Raw genomic sequence first — 19,368 nt, 5'->3', positions numbered from 1 at the left:
TCGGGATCGCCGCCCAGTCCGTTGCGTTTTCACGAATTTCTGTGACTTCTGTTACGAAACACAACTGAGGTGAAAGCGGTTTCTGAGGCCATCGCGCAACTCGACCGCTCTAGAACCAAACCGGTGCGCCCGCACTGGCACGTCGCTTGCATTACCTGACCACTTGCTCTGATTAAGCGGTCAAACCTCATGTACGTGCTCTTCGCCTGCGACCATCCGGTCGAAACCAGCTTCCATGCTGCGCCGCACCAAGAGGTGCTGAATCTGCGCGCCGCCGCGTACGAGGTGGCATGAACGCTCCCGCCCTGCTCGACAACGTGCGTCTGCCGCGCTGGCTGCTGCCGGTGAACTGGCCGCAAGGCGACGGTGTGCCCGTGCTGGCGCGCATCGCGATCGAGGCCGGGCGCGTGCAGTCGGTGCGCCCTGCAATGGGGATCGACGTCCCGGCAACGGGCTGGGATCTCGCCGGCACGCTGGCGCTGCCCGGCTTCGTCGACGCCCACACGCACCTCGACAAGGCCTTTACCCTGCCGCGCATGAGGCAGGTGCAGCCCGGCCTGCTCGGTGCCATCGACGCGATGCTGAGCGACCGTGTGCACTGGACGCCCGCCGATGTGCGCGAACGCGCCGCGCGCGGCCTGCAGTGGGCTTGGGAATGCGGCACCACACACCTGCGTACGCACGTCGACTGGTGGGAGCCCGATACCGTGCCGATGGCCTGGCCGGTGATGGCCGAGTTGGCGCAGGAATGGGCTGGCAAGCTGCGGCTGGAACAGGTGAGCCTCATCAAGCTGCCGCTGTTCGAAGACGCGGCGCAGGCGATGCGGCTCGCGAAGCAGGTCAAGGCCACCGGGCCGCACGCGCTGCTCGGCGGCTTCGTGCACTCCACCAACTGGAGCGAGAGCGCGCTGCGCAACCTGCTGGTGTCGGCGCAGGCCTGCGACCTCGACATCGACCTGCATGTCGACGAAGAGCTCAACGCCTCGGCGGTCGGCCTGCAGACCACGGCCCGCATCCTGCGCGAGATCGGCTACGAAGGCCGCGTGGTCTGCGGCCACATCTGCGCGCTCGCGGCACAGCCCGAGGCGCGGGCCTTCGCCACGCTCGATGCGGTGGCGCGCGCGCCGATCACGGTGGTGTCGCTGCCCGCCACCAACCTGCTGCTGCAGGACGCCGTCACCGGCCGCACGCCGCGCCTGCGCGGCATCACGCTGGTGAAGGAAGCACGCGAGCGCGGCATTCCGCTGCTCTTCGCCAGCGACAACGTGCAGGACCCGTTCTGCCGCGTCGGCAGCTTCGACCCCGTCGAAGCGCTGGGCACGGCCGCGCTGGTGGCGCAGCTCGACGAGCCTTTCGACGAATGGTCGCAGGCGCTGTGCCGCGGCGACTGGCTGCGGCGCGAAGCCCCGGACGCCGAACCCACGCTGGTGGGCCAGGGAGCCGACCTCGTGCTCTTCACCCAGGCCGACCGCCACGGCTGGCCCTCGCGCACCGCCGGCCGCGTGGTGCTGCGGGAAGGCCGCGTCACGCACGGCGACCCGGCGCCCTTCGTTCCCCAATAACGACTCCCTCCACAAGGACTCTTCCATGCTCCACGGCTACATCCCGCCCCACCGCTTCCTGCCCTACCTGAGCTGGACCGAAATCGCCGCGCTGCCCGACCGCGAGAACACCGTCATCGTGCTGCCCTGCGGCGCGATCGAGCAGCACGGGCCGCACCTGCCCTGCTCGGTCGACAGCGTGATCTGCTCGGGCGTGATGGGCAAGGCGCTCGAAAAGCTCCCCGCCGAGGTGCGCGCCTTCGCGCTGCCGACCATCACCTACGGCAAGTCGGAGGAGCACCTGCACTTCCCCGGCACGATGACGCTGACCGGCACCACGCTGCTTTCGACCGTGATCGAGATCGGCGAGTCGGTCTACCGCTCAGGCTTTCGCAAGCTGTTGTTCGCCAACGGCCACGGCGGCCAGCCGCAGGTGCTCGAGATGGCAGCGCGCGAACTGCGCCTGCGTCATGGCGACTTCGTGGTGGTGCCGCACGGCGTGTCGCGCCTGCCGAGCGCAGCCAGCAAGCAGGTGAGCGAGCAGGAGAAGAAGCTCGCGATGCACGCCGGCCATTCCGAGACCGCGCTGATGCTCGCGCTCGCGCCCGAGACAGTGCACATGGAGCACGCGGTCGCCAACTTTCCGCCGCCCTTCCCGATCAAGCTGCTGTCGGCCGACGGCCGCCCGGCCTGCGCCTGGACCTCCCGCGACTTCGGCCCGAGCGGCGTGATCGGCGACCCCACCACCGCCACGCGCGAACAGGGCAAAGAGATCCTCGACACGCTCTCCGACAGCTGGGCACAGGCGCTGACCGAACTGCATGCGCTGCGTTGGGTGGTGCGCGAAGAAGCCACCTGGGAGCGTGGGCACCAGCAGGGCTTCATCCAGCAGAGCTTCGACCCCGCCTGAGCCTGTTTCTTGCAACGGCCCCTTCGCTTTTCTCGCTTCTTCAACTCCCCAGCCTTCGAGAGGTTCCCACCATGCGCTCCTTCGCACTGTCCGTCGCCGGCGCCGCCGCCATCGCTTTTCTCGCCACCGCGCCCGCGCAGGCCGAGGACAAGTTCACCTACATGACCAACTGGTACGCGCAGGCCGAGCACGGCGGCTTCTACCAGGCGCAGGCGCTGGGCATCTACAAGAAGTACGGCCTCGACGTGACCATCAAGATGGGCGGCCCGCAGGTCAACATCACGCAGATGATGGCCGCCGGCCAGGCCGACTGCATCATGGGTTCGAGCGACATCCAGATGATGCAGGTGCGCGAAGGCGGCGTGCCGGTGGTCAACGTGGCGGCCTTCTTCCAGAAGGACCCGCAGGTGCTGATCGCGCACGACGACGTCAAGAAGTTCGAGGACCTGAAGGGCAAGACGCTGCTGATCGGCGCGCAGGCCCAGCGCGGCTACTGGCCGTGGCTGAAGGCCAAGTTCGGCTTCACCGACGAGCAGACCCGCCCCTACACCTTCAACATCCAGCCCTTCGTGGCCGACAAGAACAGCGCGCAGCAGGGCTACCTGACCTCGGAGCCCTACGCCATCCAGAAGGCCGGCGTGAAGAGCACCGTGCTGATGTTCAGCGACCACGGCTTCCCGGCCTACGCGACCACCGTGTCGTGCATGGAGAAGACGGTGAAGGACCGCAGCAAGCAGGTCGCCGCCTTCGTGAAGGCCTCGGCCGAGGGTTGGAAGAGCTACCTCGCCGACCCGGCGCCCGCCAACGCCCTCATCAAGAAGGACAACCCCAACATGACCGACGACCAGCTGGCCTACAGCGTGGCCAAGCTCAAGGAGATGGGCATGGTCACCGGCGGCGACGCGGCCAAGCTCGGCATCGGCGTGATGACGGATGCGCGTGCGAAGGCCAGCTACGACTTCCTGGTGAGCGCGAAGCTGCTCGACCCCGCCAAGGTCGAACTCGCCAAGACCTACACGACCGAGTTCGTCAAGGACGCCAAGGTTCTGCCCTGAGTCTTCCGCTTCATGAATCGCATCGAACCCAACACCCTCGCGCCGCCAGCGGAGCCTGCCGTGCCCGCGGTGGAAGTGCTCTCGGCGGAGAAGACCTACCCCAACGGCACGCAGGCGCTGCTGCCGGTGGACCTGTCCATCGCCGAAGGCGAATTCGTCACGCTGCTCGGTCCCTCGGGCTGCGGCAAGAGCACGCTGCTGAAGATGGTGGCAGGCATGCTCGAACCCAGCGACGGCCGGCTGCTGGTGTGGCGCAAGCCGGTGGCGCAGATCCACAGCTGCCCGCACAAGCTGTCGTTCGTGTTCCAGTCGCCCACGCTGATGCCGTGGGCGAGCGTGCAGACCAACGTGCGCCTGCCGCTGGACCTGGCCGGCGTGCCGCGCAAGGAAGCCGATGCGCGGGTGACGGAATCGCTCGCGCTGGTGGGGCTCGAAAAGTTTGCCGATGCGCTGCCGCGCGCGCTCTCGGGCGGTATGCAGATGCGCGTGTCGATCGCGCGCGGCCTCGTCACGCAGCCCGACCTGCTGCTGATGGACGAGCCCTTCGGCGCGCTCGACGAGATCACTCGCCACAAGCTCGATGCCGATCTGCTGGAGCTGTGGCGCAAGAAGAAGCTCACGGTGATCTTCGTGACGCACTCGATCCACGAGGCGGTGTTCCTGTCGAGCCGCGTGGTGATGATGGCGGCGCGGCCGGGTCGGGTGGTGGAAGAGCTCCGCATCGACGAGCCCTATCCGCGCAGCGCCGATTTCATGGTGACGCCCGAATTCGCACGCTACGCGAAGCAGCTGCAGGACAGCCTGCTGCGCGCCAGCAGTGCCGATGAGGAGACCGCGCGATGAAGAAGACAGTCAAACCTCTGCTGAGCCAGCCGCGCGTGCAGCGCGTGCTCTACCCGGTGCTGATCGGCGTGGTGCTGGTCGCGCTGTGGCAGTGGATGGTGGTGGCGATGGAGCTGCCGCCCTACCTCGTGCCCTCGCCCTACCTGATGATGCAGACGCTGGTGACCGACTGGGCGCCGCTGGGCAATGCGCTGCTGGTCACGCTGAAGATCACGGTGCTGTCGTTCCTGCTGGCCACGGTGGCGGGCGTGCTGATCTCGTTCCTGTTCGTGCAGAGCAAGCGCATCGAGACCGCGCTCTTTCCGTACGCGGTGCTGCTGCAGGTGACGCCCATCGTGGCGGTCGCGCCGCTGATCATCATCTGGGTGAAGAATCCGGTGGCCGCCATGACGGTGTGCGCGGCGCTGGTGGCGCTGTTCCCCATCATCAGCAACACCACGCTCGGCCTGCGCAGCATCGACCCCGACCTGCAGAGCTACTTCAAGCTGAACCGCGCCACGCGCTGGCAGCAGCTGGTGCGGCTGCGCATTCCGAGCGCGCTGCCGTATTTCTTTGGCGGGCTGCGCATCTCCAGCGGCCTCGCGCTGATCGGCGCGGTGGTGGCGGAGTTCGTCGCGGGCACGGGCGGTTCCGGCGCGGGGCTGGCCTACCAGATCCTGCAGGCGGGCTTCCAGCTGAACATCCCGCGCATGTTCGCCGCGCTGCTGCTCATTTCCCTCACCGGTGTCGCGCTCTTCGTGCTGATGGCCTGGCTCACCAAGGTGGCGCTGGGCTCCTGGCATGCGAGCGAACTTTCCCAGGATTGAACTTGACCATGAATGCTCCCGTTTCCGCCATCGAGCAATTGCTGCTCGAACTGCCCGACCTCGACTGGATCAGCGATGAGAGCCGCGTGACGCGGCTGTCGCAAGACTTTTCCTGGTTCAGCCCCGTGCTCAACCGCCAGCTCAAGGACAAGCGCGCCGACGTGGTCGTGCGCCCGCGCACCGAGGAAGAGATCCGCACCGTGGTGGGCGCCTGCGCGCGCCGCGGCGTGCCGATCACCATCCGCGGCAGCGGCACCGGCAACTACGGCCAGACGACGCCGCTGGCCGGCGGCGTGGTGCTCGACATGACGGGCTACAACAGCTGCCTGTGGGTACGGCCCGGCGTGGCGCGCGCGCAGGCCGGCATTCGCCTGGGCGAGTTGGAAAAGCAGGCCAAGCCCACGGGGCAGGAGCTGCGCTGCATGCCGTCGACCTATCGCAGCGCGACGCTGGGCGGCCTTTTCGGCGGCGGCTTCGGCGGCGTGGGCTCGATCAACTACGGGCCGCTGGGCGCACCGGGCAACGTGCTCGGCATCCGCGCGATGAGCATCGAGGCGGAGCCGCAGGTGGTCGAGCTGCGCGGCGCCGAGGCGATGCGCATGCACCACCTGTGGGGCACCAACGGACTGGTGCTGGAACTGGAAATTGCCCTGGCACCCGCGCATCCATGGCTGGAGACGCTGGTCACTTTCGACAACTTCGGGGGCGCACTGCACTTCGCCGACAAGCTCGCGAACGCGCCGGGCATCGTGAAGCGCGAAGTGGCGTTCTTCGCCGCGCCCATCTCGGACCACCTGGCGCAACTCGCGGCGCACCTGCTGACGGGCTGCCACACGGTGCTGTCGCTGGTGGCGGAATCGTGCGAGCCCGCGCTGCTGCAGCTGGCCGAGGCGCACGGCGGCACGGTGAGCTACCGCAAGACGGCGGCCGAGGTGCAGAAGAGCAACCGCACGCTGATGGAGTTCACCTGGAACCACACGACGCTGCACGCGCTCAAGATCGATCCGACGCTGACCTACCTGCAGAGCGGCTTCGTGCCGGGCCGGCATGTCGAGCAGGTGATCGAGATGGAAAAGCTGCTGAGCGGCGAGGTGATGATGCACCTGGAGTTCATCCGCAACGTTGCGGGCCTCATGACCTGCAGCGGACTGCAGCTGGTGCGCTTCAGCACCGAGGAGCGGCTGCAGGAGATCATGCGCATCCACCGCGAGCACAACGTGCACATCAACAACCCGCATGTGAACATCGTGGAAGACGGCAAGGCCGGCGGGCCGCTGCCGCCCGAGGTCATCGCGGTGAAGAAACGCTTCGATCCGATGGGGCTGCTGAATCCCGGCAAGCTGCGCGACTGGCCGGTGAAGGGCGCACGGGTCGCCTGAGGCTCAATCGCGGCGGCGGCGGCGCAGCACAAAGGCTGCGGCCACGATGGCCATCGCCAGCAGCCACAGCGGCCACAGACCGAAAGGCGCGACCCAGCGCGCATACGGCGTGAGGCCACGCCGGCCTTCGGCGCTGGCTTCGAGCACGCCGCGCGTGAGGCGCGGCAGTTCGTGCGTCACGCGGCCGTCGGCATCGATCACCACGGTCGCACCGGTATTGGTGGAGCGCACCATCGGCCGCGCGAATTCGAGCGCGCGCATGCGCGAGATCGACAGGTGTTCGTCGATGGCCACCGTGTCGCCGAACCATGCGATGTTGCTCACGTTGAGCAGGATGGTGGGGGCCGTGGCCTCGTCCGTGAAGTTCGCCCCGATCTCGTCGCCGAACAAGTCTTCGTAGCAGATATTCGGTGCGATACGCTGGCCCTGCCAGACGAACGGCGCCTGCGCGAGCCCGCCGCGTGCGAAGTCGCCGAGCGGGATGTTCATCATCTGGATGAACCAGCGGAAGCCCGGGGGAATGAATTCGCCGAAGGGCACCAGGTGGTGCTTGCTGTAGACGTAGGGCCGCGCGGCGCCGGGCTGGAAGCCGAGCACTGCATTGCTGTACGTGCCCTGCCCTCCCATCGGCAGGCCGACGATGGCGGCCTGCGTGCCCTGGCTGTAGCGCGCCTCGATCACTTCGAGATAGCCGGCCGGCAACTGCTGCGGCAGGAGCGGCAAGGCGGTCTCGGGCGTCACGACGAGCGATGCCTTGGCGTCGCGCAATTGCTCGCCGTACCAGCGCAGCGCGGTTTCGATGCCGCCGCCGGGAATGAATTTCTCGTCCTGCGGGATGTTGCCTTGCAGGAGTGCAAGCTGGAGATTGCCGGCCGAGCCCTTGGGACCTTGTACGTCACTGCGCAGCGGCGCAACCAGTTGCGGCGCGGCGAACACGAGCGCGATCAGCACCAGGCCTTGCACGAGCTCGGCGACGCGCGGCGGCCGGTGCAGCACGACCAGCGCAACGACCAGCGCCGCTGCGGCACCGATGCCGTAGACACCGACCCACGGCGCCAGCGCGGCCAGCGGACCTTCGACATGCGCATAGCCGCCGGCGCCCCACGGGAAACCCGTGAACCAGCTGCCGCGCACGAGCTCGGCCAGCGTCCACAGCGCCGCGAAGACGAGCGCGCCTGTCACCCGCCCCTGCGGTCCGCGAACAACGAACCACGCAGCCGCAACCGCGTAGTACAGCCCGAGCGCCGCGGCCAGTGCCAGCACGGCGATGGCCGCGAGAGGCGCCGGCAGCCCGCCATAGGTGTGCATCGAAATGAAGAGCCACCAGAAGCTGCCGGTGAGCCAGGCGGTCGAGAACAGCCAGCCATGCAGGCCGGCGCGACGCCAGCCCGCGCCCTGCGCGCGCAGGCCGTCGAGCAGCCACACGAACGCACCGAGCGACAGCAGCTGCAGCCACCACAGCGGCTTGCCGCCCACGGGCGAGGCCATCGAAAGCGCCTGCGCGAGCCCGGCGGCACCGAAGCCGAGCAGGCGGAACAGGTTGGCGGAAGGAGAAGCCGGCGCGCCGCGCATCAGTCGGCCGCGTCGCCGCCGCGCGCCGGGGACACCTTGAACCAGCGCACCGCGCCGCCCTTGGTGTGCAGCACCACGAAGTCGAAGCCGCCGATGGCGTGGTGCTCGCCGCGCTTGGGCACGTGGCCCATCTCGTGCGCGATCAAGCCGCCGATGGTGTCGAAGTCTTCGCTCAGCTGTTCTTCATCGAACACGATGCCGAAGGCCTCGGCCACGCGCTCGATGGGCGTGTCGCCCGAGACGCGGTAGGTGTGGTCGGCCAGGCCGAAGATGTCGCCTTCGTCCTCGGCGATGTCGAACTCGTCCTCGATCTCGCCGACGATCTGCTCGAGCACGTCCTCGATGGTGATGAGGCCGGCCACGCGGCCGAACTCGTCGATCACGATGGCCAGGTGGTTGCGGTTGCCGCGGAACTCGCGCAGCAGATCGTTCAGGCCCTTGCTCTCGGGCACGAAGGTGGCCGGGCGCAGCAGGGCGCGGATGTTGAGGCCCGGCGCGCGCTGCAGCTTGAGCAGGTCTTTCGCGAGCAGGATGCCGATGATGTTTTCTTTCTCGCCCTCGTACACCGGGAAGCGCGAGTGCGCGGTGTCGATGATGAGGTGCAGCAGCGCGTCGAACGGTGCGTCGATGTTCACCAGGTCCATGCGCGGCGCGGCAACCATCACGTCGCCCGCGGTCATGTCGGCCATGCGCAGCACGCCTTCGAGCATCACGCGCGATTCGGCGCCGATCACCTCGTTGTCCTCGGCATCGGCCAGGGTTTCGATCAGCTCGTCGCGCGAGTCGGGACCGGGGTGGATGAATTCGGCGAGCTTCTGGAGAAAGCCGCGCTTGTCTTCCCGTTCGACGGGAGCGCGTTCAGGGTGAGGGTCGGCCACTGCGGGAGGGCTTAGTTGAGGAAAGGCAAGGATACCGGATTGCGTGTGACACGCTCTACCGCATGACCCCCGCCAGCCATTGGGCCCGCCGCCAGGCCTCAGGGGGCGGATTTCTTGCGGGCATCACGCATGCCGCTGCGCACTTCCTGCACGCTCGCCAGGAAGGCCCAGAACTGCTTGGCACGGCTCTTGAGCGCGAAGTCGACCGCGGCGTAGTGCTCCAGGGCGATCTCGCTCATGCGGCTGTCGAAGGTGGCGCTGGGCAGTTCGAGGTGGGCCTCGGCTTCCGAGCCGCTGCGCACCACCGTCGCGCCGGCGTTGCGGGCGATCTTCAGCATGGCGGCGTTTTCGCTGAGCGCATGGATGAAGAGCATGCCCACGCCTTCGTTGCGGGCCACGACCACGGCGCGCTCGAACAGGCGGGCGCCGTAGCCCCGGCCGCGGGCATGCGCCGAGACCGACACGCCGAATTCGGCGCAGTCGCTGTGCTGGTCGCCGGGCGCGAAGGCCAGGTGCGCCATCGCGATCAGGTCGAGGCGGCGGTTGTAGATGCCGAAGAGTTCATCGCGCTCGAAGTCGAGACCGTCGACGTAGCTCTGGACCTGCTCGTCGCCCGCCGCATAGCCGAAGCGCAAATAGCGGTCGTGCGGGGAGAGTTCGAGCAGGTGGCGAGCGATGCGCTCGCGTTCGCGCGGGCCGATCGAGCGGATCGGCACCATGACGGGTTGAGGCGCGCTGACTGCGCGTGGTTGCGCCTCAACCATCGGCGCTTTCAGGAAAGAGCCGAGGCCGAGAGACGCTTTGAGAAGGGTCTTGGCGGTAAGCATGACTCGAATGTAAGGGTTTCCCCTTAAACAACAAGTCCACAGGGTCAATCGCGGGACACATTTGTGTCCTAGTACCAAGCTGCGTGGCGCTGGCGCAACCGCAATGTGGCTAAACCGGCACAGCTGTGGTGGCCTTGACACGGTCGAGCACGAAGCTGGTCTTGCAGTCCTCCACGCTCGGATGCTTCAGCAGTGTGTCCATGATGAAGCGGCTGTAGTGGGCCATGTCGGCCACGACCACCCGCAACAGGTAGTCCATGTCGCCGGTGAGGGCCGCGCATTCGACCACCTCGGGCCATGTCTGCACGCTTGCGCGGAACAGGTCCATCGGGTTGCGCTTGTGGCTCTCGGTGTGCTTTTCGAGTCGCACATTGAGATAAGCGGTCAGCCCCAGGCCGATGGCTTCGGGCTGGACCAGCGCGACGTAGCGGTCGATCACCTTGTGCTCTTCGAGCCGCTTGACCCGCCGCAGCACGGCGCTGGGTGACAGGCTGACCTGCTCCGCGATCTGGTCGTAGGTGGCACGCCCATCTGCTTGCAGCGTGCGCAGAATCAGCCTATCGATCTTGTCCAGTGCTTCCATGTCGCCATTCTTGCAGTTTTATTGCGCAATGGCCATCCCGAGCGCCCGGAAACGCAGAAAACCTGAGAGGCATCCGCCCTACATTGCATGACCGGCCGATTTCGCGCCTTATTCATCCAGCCCCACCTACCGGAGACCGCACATGAGCCATGCCGACGCACCCGCCTTCACGCCCTGGGAGAACCCCATGGGCACCGACGGCTTCGAATTCATCGAGTACGCGGCACCCGATCCGGCCGCCATGGGCAAGGTGTTCGAGCGCATGGGCTTCAAGGCGGTGGCGAAGCACCGCCACAAGAACGTGCTGCTGTACCGCCAGGGCACCATCAACTTCATTCTGAACGCGGAGCCCGATTCCTTCGCGCAGAAGTTCGCGCGCGAACATGGCCCGAGCGTCTGCGCCATCGCCTTCCGCGTGCAGGACGCCAAGCAAGCCTACGAGCGCGCCACATCACTCGGCGCATGGGGCTTCGCCGACAAGGCCGGCCCCGGAGAGCTGAACATCCCCGCCATCAAGGGCATCGGCGACAGCCTGATCTACCTGGTGGACCGCTGGCCCGGCAAGAATGGGGCGAAGCCCGGCGACATCGGCAACATCGGCTTCTACGACGTGGACTTCGAGGCGCTGCCGGGCGTGTCGTCGCAAGACGCGCTGGCGCGCAAGGGCAACGGCCTGACCTACATCGACCACCTGACGCACAACGTGTACCGCGGCCGCATGGACGTGTGGGCCAACTTCTACGAGAAGCTCTTCAACTTCCGCGAGGTGAAGTACTTCGACATCGAAGGCCAGGTGACGGGTGTGAAGAGCAAGGCCATGACCAGCCCCTGCGGCAAGATCCGCATCCCGATCAACGAAGAAGGCAAGGAACAGGCCGGCCAGATCCAGGAGTACCTGGACATGTACAAGGGCGAGGGCATCCAGCACATCGCCATGGGCTCGGACAACCTGTACGAAAGCGTCGACGCGCTGCGCGCCAACGGCGTGACGCTGCTGGACACCATCGACACGTACTACGAGCTGATCGACAAGCGTATTCCCGGGCACGGCGAAAGCGTGGCCGAACTGAAGAAGCGCAAGATCCTGATCGACGGCAAGAAGGACGCGCTGCTGCTGCAGATTTTCAGCGAGAACCAGTTGGGCCCGATCTTCTTCGAGTTCATCCAGCGCAAGGGCGACGACGGTTTCGGCAACGGCAACTTCAAGGCGCTGTTCGAGAGCATCGAGCTCGACCAGATGCGCCGCGGCGTGCTGAGCGCCGCAAAATAAGGGCTCCTTCTTTCTTATTGCCCAGGAGCCCGGTATGCGCAGTTGCATGTCTTCGATCGGTTTGACCTTCATCGCGGCGGCAGCCGCCGTTCTTTCGGGTTGCGCCATGGCGCCGGCGAGCACGCCGGTGGCCGGCTCGCACCTCGATGCCGTGCAGAAGGCGGCGGTGCTGCGCATCTGCACGCCGGGCGACTACAAGCCCTTCAGCTTCCAGAAGGCTGAGGGCGCCTTCGAGGGCATCGACGTCGACCTGATGACGGGCTTCAGCGCCAGCCTCGGCGCGAAGCCCGAGTGGGTCAAGACCACCTGGGCCAACCTGCTGCCCGACCTGAACGCCGGCAAGTGCGACATCGCCGTGGGCGGCGTGTCGGTCACCACCGACCGGCAGAAGCGGGCCTTCTTCAGCACGCCCTACATGGTCAACGGCAAGACGCCCATCGCGCGCTGCGCCGACGTGGCCAAGTACCAGAGCGTGGCCGCCATCGACAAGCCGTCGGTGCGCGTCATCTTCAACCCGGGCGGCAGCAACGAGCGCTTCGCCCGGGCCAATTTCAAACAGGCCAAGCTCACGCTGCACGGCGAGAACGTGACGATCTTCGACGAGATCCTCGCCAACCGCGCGGACGTGTTCGTGACCGAAGCGGCCGAGGCCATCACGCAGCAGAAGCTCAAGCCGGGCCTGTGCGCGGTCAATCCCGACAAACCGCTGCAGTACGGCGAAATGGCCTGGATGCTCCCGCGCGACGACGTTGCCTTCAAGTCATACGTCGACCAGTGGCTGCATCTGCAGCAGGCCGGCGGCGACTTCCAGCGCACGATGGACCGCTGGCTCAAGTAACTCTCAAGAATCGTTTCTCATGGACACTCCTGCCGCCGCCGTTGTCACCCCCGCCGTCTACGGCGCTTCCGACCGCCCGCCTCGGGGCGACTATTCGCGCGGCGGCAAGGTGATGGCCGACTACACCTGCCCGCAGGACTGGGCCAGCTATACAGAGGCCGACCACGACACCTATCGCCGGCTCTACGAGCGCCAGGCGGCGCAGTTACCGGGGCTGGCCTGCGACGCCTTCATCAAGTCGCTGCCGTCGCTCGGCGTGAAGGACCGCATTCCGCGCTTCGAGGAACTCAACGAGCGGCTGCATCGCGCGACCGGTTGGGAGATCGTCGCGGTGCCGGGGCTGATTCCGGAGCTGCCGTTCTTCACGCTGCTGGCGAACCGCAAGTTCCCGGTGACCGACTGGATCCGCAAGCCAGAGGAGTTCGACTACATCGTCGAGCCCGACGTGTTCCATGACCTGTTCGGCCACGTGCCGATGCTGTTCGACCCGACCCTCGCCGACTACGTGCAGCGCTACGGCGCGGGCGGCATCAAGGCGCACGAACTGGGCGCCGGCGAGAAGCTCGCGCGGCTTTATTGGTACACGGTGGAGTTCGGGCTGATCCGCCAGCCGGACGGCCTGCGCGCTTACGGCGCCGGCATTCTGAGCTCGGTGGGCGAACTGAAGCACGCGGTGCTCAGCGATGAGCCGCACCGGCTGCCGCTGGACCTGCTGCGCACCATGCGCACGCGCTACAAGATCGACACCTACCAGGCCAACTACTTCGTGATCGACAGCTTTGCGCATCTGTTCGACCTTACGGCGCCCGACTTCACGGCGCTGTACGAGTCGCTGGCGGTTGCGACCGACATCGAAGCCGGAGTGCTGCTGCCGGGCGAATCGGGCTTGGCCTGAATTTCTGAGGGCTGCGCCGCGCAGCTATCGCGCGCGCGACAGCACACGTCCGCTCCCTAGGACAAGCCCGCTGGCGGCGAAGGCGCACTGCCTCCCACAATCCGCGCCAAAGGAGCTTGCATGCAGACATCCGCGCGACAGAACTATCCGGCCGGCGTACCGCACGAGATTCATCCCGAGCAGTACCGTTCCTTGCCTCACATGTTCGACGAGGCCTTTGGCCGCTACGCCGACAGGCCGTTCTCGGTCTGCATGGAGCGCTGGATGTCCTATGGCGAACTCGACACGCTGTCGAAGGCGCTGGGCGCCTGGCTGCAATCGCTCGGACTGGAGTCGGGTGCGCGCGTAGCCATCATGCTGCTCAATATTCCGCAGTTCGCGGTCACCATGTGCGGCGTGCTGCGCGCGGGCTATACGTGCGTCAACGTCAATCCGCTGTACACCGCGCGGGAGCTGGAACACCAGCTGAAGGACTCTGGCGCGACAGCGATCGTCATCCTCGAGAACTTCGCGGCAACGCTAGAGAAGGTGATCGAGCGCACGCCCGTGAAGCATGTGGTCGTGACGGCGATGGGCGATCTGCTGGGCGGGCTGTATGGCGCATGGATCACGATGGCAGTGCGTCATCTGGCGAAGATCGTGCCGGCGTACAAGCTGCCGCTGAGCGATGGACGCACGGTCACGCCGTTCACTCAGGCGATCTCGGAGGGCCGAGGCCGCATGCTGGGGCCCGACCGGAGCACGCTCGATTCGATCGCGTTCCTGCAGTACACGGGCGGGACGACCGGCCTCTCGAAGGGCGCGGTGCTGACCCATCGCAACATCGTTGCGGCCACTCTGCAGGCGGAGGCCTGGTTCACACCTGCGCTGTCGCGCGCGGGCGATCTGGCGAAGGTCAACAGCATCGCGGCGCTGCCGCTGTATCACATCTTTGCGCTGACGCTGTGCTTGCTGGTGATCCGCCAGGGCTCGCACATGACGCTGATCCCGAACCCGCGCGACTTCAACAAGTTCATCGCGGTACTGAAGAAGCGGCCATTCCACATGCTGCCGGCAGTGAACACGCTGTTCAATGCACTGCTGATACACCCGGAGTTCAAGTCGATCGATTTCTCCACACTGTTCGTGTCGCAGGCGGGAGGCATGGCGGCATCGGAAGGTACCGCGCGCAAGTGGTTCGAGGCCACGGGCTGCCCGATGATCGAAGGCTGGGGGATGAGCGAAACCTGCGCCATCGGGACCAACAACCCGGTGTCGAATACCGAGTTCACCGGGACGATCGGCTTGCCTTTGCCAAGCATCGAGATCGCAATCAAGGACGACGATGGCAATTCACTGCCGGCAGGCCAGCCGGGTGAGCTTTGCATCAAGGGACCGAACGTGATGACGGGCTACTACAACCAGCCCGCCGAGACGGCGGCGGCCTTCACCGCCGATGGCTTCATGCGCACCGGCGATATTGCGGTGATGCAGGAAGACGGCTACAGCCGCATCGTCGACCGCAAGAAGGACATGATTCTGGTGAGCGGCTTCAACGTGTTCCCCAACGAACTCGAGAACGTGATTTCCCTGTGCCCAGGGGTCGTGGAATGCGCGGCGGTGGGCGTCCCGGACGAGAAGCAGGGCGAGGCCATCAAGGTCTTCGTCGTCCGCAGGGACCCGGCGCTGACTGAAGACGCAGTGCTGCAGTACTGCCACTCGCAGCTCACGGGCTACAAGCGGCCGAAGCACATCGAGTTCAGGGAATCGCTGCCGAAGACCAACGTGGGAAAGATCTTGCGCCGCGAACTGCGCGCCAGTGCGGGCGCCTGAATGAGCCATTCGTCGGCGAGTGCCGGGCTGCCAGCGAATGTCGTGGTATTCGAGCGGGGTTGGCTGTCTTCGAACAATGTTCTGTTCGTCGGCAGCGAAGAAACCGCGGTGGTCGACACGGGGTATGCAACGCATGCTGAACAGACGCTGGCGCTGGTCGAGTCGGTGCTGGGGGAACGGCCACTCGATCTCATCCTGAATACGCATCTCCACAGCGACCATTGCGGTGGGAATGCCGCATTGCAAGAACGCTATCCGTTGGCTCGTACGGAAATCCCGCCCGGCGAAGCTGGCTTGGTGAAACGCTGGGATCAAAGGGGCCTGAGTTTCTTGGCGACGGGGCAGATGTGCCGCAGGTTCCGTTTTACGGGGCTGCTGCGGCCCGGGACGGAACGCATGCTCGGCGATCGGTCGTGGCAAGTGCATGCGGCACCCGGCCACGATCCCCATTCGATCATTCTGTTCGACGCAGCGTCACGGACACTGATTTCGGCGGATGCCCTGTGGGAGAACGGATTTGGTATCGCTTTCCCCGAACTGGCCGGTGAGCCGTCGTTCAAAGATGTAGGCGCCACGTTGGATCTGATCGAAACGCTTGCTCCCCGGCAAGTGATTCCAGGGCATGGCGCTGTATTCGACGATGTCGGCAAAGCTCTGTCTGTAGCGCGTCGCCGGCTCGACGGTTTGCAGCGCGATCCGGTGAAGCATGCACGTCACGCCATCAAGGTACTGATGAAATTCAAGCTGCTGGAGGTGCAGTCGATCTCTTTTGCGGATTGGCAGGCGTGGCTGCGAGGCGCTCCCCAAAGCAAAAAACCCCAGTCAGATTTCTGACTGGGGTTTTCTGGGCTGTAAGAGCCTGACGATGACCTACTTTCACACGGGAACCCGCACTATCATCGGCGCTGAGTCGTTTCACTGTCCTGTTCGGGATGGGAAGGAGTGGGACCAACTCGCTATGGTCATCAGGCATAAAGGGTTGTTCTGTTGATCACATGATCAAGAGAACGAATTCATAGAGTTTGGAATCAGCTTTTGGCGAATTATTTTGAATGCGTCAACTTGGCATAACACCTTGATCGGATTGATCAAAGTTATAGGGTCAAGCCGCACGAGCAATTAGTATCAGTTAGCTTAACGCATTACTGCGCTTCCACACCTGACCTATCAACGTCCTGGTCTTGAACGACTCTTCAGGGGGCTCAAGGCCCCGGCAGATCTCATCTTGAAACGAGTTTCCCGCTTAGATGCTTTCAGCGGTTATCTCTTCCACACTTAGCTACTCGGCAATGCCACTGGCGTGACAACCGATACACCAGAGGTGTGTCCACTCCGGTCCTCTCGTACTAGGAGCAGGCTTCCTCAAATCTGCAGCGCCCACGGAAGATAGGGACCAAACTGTCTCACGACGTTTTAAACCCAGCTCACGTACCTCTTTAAATGGCGAACAGCCATACCCTTGGGACCGGCTACAGCCCCAGGATGAGATGAGCCGACATCGAGGTGCCAAACACCGCCGTCGATATGAACTCTTGGGCGGTATCAGCCTGTTATCCCCAGAGTACCTTTTATCCGTTGAGCGATGGCCCTTCCATACAGAACCACCGGATCACTATGTCCTGCTTTCGCATCTGCTCGACTTGTCAGTCTCGCAGTTAAGCACGCTTATGCCATTGCACTATCGTCACGATGTCCGACCGTAACTAGCGTACCTTCGAACTCCTCCGTTACGCTTTGGGAGGAGACCGCCCCAGTCAAACTGCCTACCATGCACTGTCCCCGATCCAGATAATGGACCTAGGTTAGAACCTCAAACACACCAGGGTGGTATTTCAACGTTGGCTCCACAAGATCTAGCGACCCTGCTTCAAAGCCTCCCACCTATCCTACACAGATCTGTTCAAAGTCCAATACAAAGCTACAGTAAAGGTTCATGGGGTCTTTCCGTCTTTCCGCGGGGAGATTGCATCATCACAAACATTTCAACTTCGCTGAGTCTCAGGAGGAGACAGTGTGGCCATCGTTACGCCATTCGTGCAGGTCGGAACTTACCCGACAAGGAATTTCGCTACCTTAGGACCGTTATAGTTACGGCCGCCGTTTACTGGGACTTCAATCAAGAGCTTGCACCCCATCATTTAATCTTCCAGCACCGGGCAGGCGTCACACCCTATACGTCCACTTTCGTGTTTGCAGAGTGCTGTGTTTTTAATAAACAGTCGCAGCCACCGATTTTTTGCAACCCATTCATGCTTCGTTGTTCACTACACACTAATAGGGCACACCTTCTTCCGAAGTTACGGTGTCAATTTGCCGAGTTCCTTCTCCTGAGTTCTCTCAAGCGCCTTAGAATACTCATCTCGCGCACCAGTGTCGGTTTGCGGTACGGTCGTTGTTAGCTGAAGCTTAGTGGCTTTTCCTGGAACCTCGTTCAGTCACTTCACGGACAAGTCCGCTCGATCGTTGGCCTCGGTATATGTGCACCGGATTTGCCTAATGCACGCCTACATCCAACTAAACCAGAATAATCCAATAACTGGATGACCTATTAAGATCCGTCCCCACATCGCACTAACAATCGGTACAGGAATATTGACCTGTTTCCCATCAGCTACGCATCTCTGCCTCGCCTTAGGGGCCGACTCACTCTACGCCGATGAACGTTGCGTAGAAAACCTTGCGCTTACGGCGAGGGGGCTTTTCACCCCCTTTAACGCTACTCATGTCAGCATTCGCACTTCTGATACCTCCAGCACGCTTTACAACGCACCTTCACAGGCTTACAGAACGCTCTCCTACCACTTGCAATAAATTGCAAATCCGCAGCTTCGGTAACTGGCTTAGCCCCGTTACATCTTCCGCGCAGGACGACTCGATCAGTGAGCTATTACGCTTTCTTTAAATGATGGCTGCTTCTAAGCCAACATCCTGACTGTTTTAGCCTTCCCACTTCGTTTCCCACTTAGCCAATTTTAGGGACCTTAGCTGGCGGTCTGGGTTGTTTCCCTCTTGAGTCCGGACGTTAGCACCCGGTGCTCTGTCTCCCAAGCTGTACTCATCGGTATTCGGAGTTTGCCTTGGTTTGGTAAGTCGCCATGACCCCCTAGCCAAAACAGTGCTCTACCCCCGATGGTAATACTTGAGGCACTACCTAAATAGTTTTCGGAGAGAACCAGCTATTTCCAAGTTTGTTTAGCCTTTCACCCCTATCCACAGCTCATCCGCTAGTTTTGCAACACTAGTCGGTTCGGACCTCCAGTACCTGTTACGGCACCTTCATCCTGGCCATGGATAGATCACTTGGTTTCGGGTCTACACCCAGCGACTGATCGCCCTATTCGGACTCGATTTCTCTACGGCTTCCCTATTCGGTTAACCTTGCCACTGAATGTAAGTCGCTGACCCATTATACAAAAGGTACGCAGTCACCCCTTACGAGGCTCCTACTTTTTGTAAGCACGCGGTTTCAGGATCTATTTCACTCCCCTCCCGGGGTTCTTTTCGCCTTTCCCTCACGGTACTAGTTCACTATCGGTCAATGATGAGTATTTAGCCTTGGAGGATGGTCCCCCCATATTCAGACAGGATTTCTCGTGTCCCGCCCTACTTGTCGTTAGCTCAGTACCACACAGGTCATTTCACGTACGGGGCTATCACCCGCTATGGCCAGCCTTTCCAAGCTGTTCCGTTATGTCTTGTGCTATCACTAACAGGCTTCTCCGATTTCGCTCGCCACTACTTTCGGAATCTCGGTTGATGTCTTTTCCTCGAGCTACTGAGATGTTTCAGTTCACCCGGTTCGCCTCGCATGACTATGTATTCATCATGCGATACCTTTGCAGGTGGGTTTCCCCATTCGGAAATCTCCGGATCAAAGCTAATTTGCCAGCTCCCCGAAGCTTATCGCAGGCTATCACGTCCTTCGTCGCCTATCATTGCCAAGGCATCCACCACGTGCTCTTATTCACTTGACCCTATAACTTTGAGCTCTCCTTGCGGAGATCCAAAATCGTTTCAAGGAATTACCAGGTCTTTCACCTGGCGCGTTATGCCGCTACATTCAAAATTCGATTTGACTCGAAATTGAAGTTTCTTTTGACGCAATCAAAAATTCTATGCTGCTGATGGCACGGTCTGCACTAAACCTTTACGAATGTGC

The 19,368-nt window shown here is 63.3% G+C and carries 15 protein-coding genes and 2 rRNA genes; 11 read left to right on the top strand and 6 right to left on the bottom strand.

All coding sequences use genetic code 11. The features are described 5' to 3' along the window. Nucleotides 1-290: 290 nt before the first annotated feature. From AC1DFC_RS12945 to AC1DFC_RS12920, 6 genes are all read left to right on the top strand, one after another. Nucleotides 291-1,562, top strand: coding sequence for an amidohydrolase family protein (locus AC1DFC_RS12945; RefSeq protein WP_478179358.1), 1,272 nt, complete (start codon nt 291-293; stop codon nt 1,560-1,562). Between the two features lie 25 nt (nt 1,563-1,587). Beyond that, entirely contained in the window at nt 1,588-2,451 is an 864-nt protein-coding gene (locus AC1DFC_RS12940) for a creatininase family protein (RefSeq protein WP_007836131.1), read from the top strand. A 71-nt stretch (nt 2,452-2,522) separates the two neighbouring features. Continuing rightward, the gene (locus tag AC1DFC_RS12935) at nt 2,523-3,506 is read left to right on the top strand and encodes an ABC transporter substrate-binding protein (RefSeq protein ID WP_007836129.1); all 984 of its coding nucleotides are present in this window, start codon (nt 2,523-2,525) and stop codon (nt 3,504-3,506) included. Nucleotides 3,507-3,518: 12 nt separating this feature from the next. Continuing rightward, nucleotides 3,519-4,349, top strand: a complete 831-nt coding sequence (locus tag AC1DFC_RS12930; protein WP_413334952.1) for an ABC transporter ATP-binding protein — start codon at nt 3,519-3,521, stop codon at nt 4,347-4,349. Beyond that, nucleotides 4,346-5,155 (top strand): ABC transporter permease, encoded by an 810-nt coding sequence (locus tag AC1DFC_RS12925; protein ID WP_413334950.1) that lies wholly within the window; start codon nt 4,346-4,348, stop codon nt 5,153-5,155. Before AC1DFC_RS12930 ends, AC1DFC_RS12925 begins: the two co-directional genes overlap by 4 nt. Nucleotides 5,156-5,163: 8 nt before the next feature. Continuing rightward, the gene (locus tag AC1DFC_RS12920; protein WP_413334949.1) at nt 5,164-6,534 is read left to right on the top strand and encodes an FAD-binding oxidoreductase; all 1,371 of its coding nucleotides are present in this window, start codon (nt 5,164-5,166) and stop codon (nt 6,532-6,534) included. A 3-nt stretch (nt 6,535-6,537) separates the two neighbouring features. Here the strand turns inward: AC1DFC_RS12920 and lnt are convergent, their stop codons facing one another. The 4 genes from lnt to AC1DFC_RS12900 form a co-directional block, all read right to left on the bottom strand. Beyond that, nucleotides 6,538-8,106, bottom strand: a complete 1,569-nt coding sequence (lnt, locus tag AC1DFC_RS12915) for an apolipoprotein N-acyltransferase (protein ID WP_413334947.1) — start codon at nt 8,104-8,106, stop codon at nt 6,538-6,540. Next, complete coding sequence (locus AC1DFC_RS12910; RefSeq protein WP_007836122.1) at nt 8,106-8,984, bottom strand: HlyC/CorC family transporter; 879 nt, start codon at nt 8,982-8,984, stop codon at nt 8,106-8,108. The genes lnt and AC1DFC_RS12910 overlap by 1 nt, the downstream gene beginning before the upstream one ends. A 98-nt stretch (nt 8,985-9,082) precedes the next feature. After that, nucleotides 9,083-9,811 carry a GNAT family N-acetyltransferase gene (locus AC1DFC_RS12905; protein ID WP_007836121.1) on the bottom strand — a complete coding sequence of 243 codons (729 nt, stop codon included), beginning with the start codon at nt 9,809-9,811 and terminating at the stop codon, nt 9,083-9,085. Between the two features lie 109 nt (nt 9,812-9,920). Next, on the bottom strand, nt 9,921-10,394 hold the full coding sequence (locus AC1DFC_RS12900; protein WP_007836115.1) for an Lrp/AsnC family transcriptional regulator: 474 nt from the start codon (nt 10,392-10,394) through the stop codon (nt 9,921-9,923). Nucleotides 10,395-10,536: 142 nt separating this feature from the next. Here AC1DFC_RS12900 and hppD point away from each other — a divergent pair, with 142 nt between their 5' ends. The 5 genes from hppD to AC1DFC_RS12875 all read left to right on the top strand — a co-directional run bounded on the left by hppD (nt 10,537) and on the right by AC1DFC_RS12875 (nt 16,043). Beyond that, on the top strand, nt 10,537-11,664 hold the full coding sequence (hppD, locus tag AC1DFC_RS12895; RefSeq protein WP_413315582.1) for a 4-hydroxyphenylpyruvate dioxygenase: 1,128 nt from the start codon (nt 10,537-10,539) through the stop codon (nt 11,662-11,664). Between the two features lie 34 nt (nt 11,665-11,698). Next, complete coding sequence (locus AC1DFC_RS12890; protein WP_007836112.1) at nt 11,699-12,502, top strand: transporter substrate-binding domain-containing protein; 804 nt, start codon at nt 11,699-11,701, stop codon at nt 12,500-12,502. A 19-nt stretch (nt 12,503-12,521) separates the two neighbouring features. Then, nucleotides 12,522-13,397 (top strand): phenylalanine 4-monooxygenase, encoded by an 876-nt coding sequence (gene phhA / locus AC1DFC_RS12885; RefSeq protein ID WP_413334945.1) that lies wholly within the window; start codon nt 12,522-12,524, stop codon nt 13,395-13,397. A 120-nt stretch (nt 13,398-13,517) separates the two neighbouring features. Beyond that, the gene (locus AC1DFC_RS12880; RefSeq protein ID WP_478179357.1) at nt 13,518-15,209 is read left to right on the top strand and encodes an AMP-binding protein; all 1,692 of its coding nucleotides are present in this window, start codon (nt 13,518-13,520) and stop codon (nt 15,207-15,209) included. Continuing rightward, entirely contained in the window at nt 15,210-16,043 is an 834-nt protein-coding gene (locus tag AC1DFC_RS12875; protein ID WP_478179356.1) for an MBL fold metallo-hydrolase, read from the top strand. A 23-nt stretch (nt 16,044-16,066) separates the two neighbouring features. On the opposite strand, the gene rrf is transcribed toward AC1DFC_RS12875, so the two are convergent. Next, nucleotides 16,067-16,179: ribosomal RNA gene (rrf, locus tag AC1DFC_RS12870) — 5S ribosomal RNA — on the bottom strand. Between the two features lie 128 nt (nt 16,180-16,307). Continuing rightward, nucleotides 16,308-19,183, bottom strand: a 23S ribosomal RNA gene (locus AC1DFC_RS12865). Nucleotides 19,184-19,368: the final 185 nt, after the last annotated feature.

The sequence above is a fragment of the Variovorax sp. 10L421 genome (assembly GCF_056395365.1).
Note: the sequence above shows the minus strand (reverse complement) of the source record. Positions and strands in the feature narration are given on the sequence as shown.

Excerpts from the sequence above, each read along its gene's own strand:
- AC1DFC_RS12890 (WP_007836112.1), top strand. The coding sequence starts at position 11,699 with ATGCGCAGTTGCATGTCTTCGATCGGTTTGACCTTCATCGCGGCGGCA.
- AC1DFC_RS12920 (WP_413334949.1), top strand. The coding sequence starts at position 5,164 with ATGAATGCTCCCGTTTCCGCCATCGAGCAATTGCTGCTCGAACTGCCC.
- AC1DFC_RS12940 (WP_007836131.1), top strand. The coding sequence starts at position 1,588 with ATGCTCCACGGCTACATCCCGCCCCACCGCTTCCTGCCCTACCTGAGC.
- lnt (WP_413334947.1), bottom strand. The coding sequence starts at position 8,106 with ATGCGCGGCGCGCCGGCTTCTCCTTCCGCCAACCTGTTCCGCCTGCTC.
- AC1DFC_RS12935 (WP_007836129.1), top strand. The coding sequence starts at position 2,523 with ATGCGCTCCTTCGCACTGTCCGTCGCCGGCGCCGCCGCCATCGCTTTT.
- AC1DFC_RS12945 (WP_478179358.1), top strand. The coding sequence starts at position 291 with ATGAACGCTCCCGCCCTGCTCGACAACGTGCGTCTGCCGCGCTGGCTG.
- AC1DFC_RS12905 (WP_007836121.1), bottom strand. The coding sequence starts at position 9,811 with ATGCTTACCGCCAAGACCCTTCTCAAAGCGTCTCTCGGCCTCGGCTCT.
- AC1DFC_RS12930 (WP_413334952.1), top strand. The coding sequence starts at position 3,519 with ATGAATCGCATCGAACCCAACACCCTCGCGCCGCCAGCGGAGCCTGCC.
- phhA (WP_413334945.1), top strand. The coding sequence starts at position 12,522 with ATGGACACTCCTGCCGCCGCCGTTGTCACCCCCGCCGTCTACGGCGCT.
- AC1DFC_RS12900 (WP_007836115.1), bottom strand. The coding sequence starts at position 10,394 with ATGGAAGCACTGGACAAGATCGATAGGCTGATTCTGCGCACGCTGCAA.
- AC1DFC_RS12875 (WP_478179356.1), top strand. The coding sequence starts at position 15,210 with ATGAGCCATTCGTCGGCGAGTGCCGGGCTGCCAGCGAATGTCGTGGTA.
- hppD (WP_413315582.1), top strand. The coding sequence starts at position 10,537 with ATGAGCCATGCCGACGCACCCGCCTTCACGCCCTGGGAGAACCCCATG.
- AC1DFC_RS12880 (WP_478179357.1), top strand. The coding sequence starts at position 13,518 with ATGCAGACATCCGCGCGACAGAACTATCCGGCCGGCGTACCGCACGAG.
- AC1DFC_RS12925 (WP_413334950.1), top strand. The coding sequence starts at position 4,346 with ATGAAGAAGACAGTCAAACCTCTGCTGAGCCAGCCGCGCGTGCAGCGC.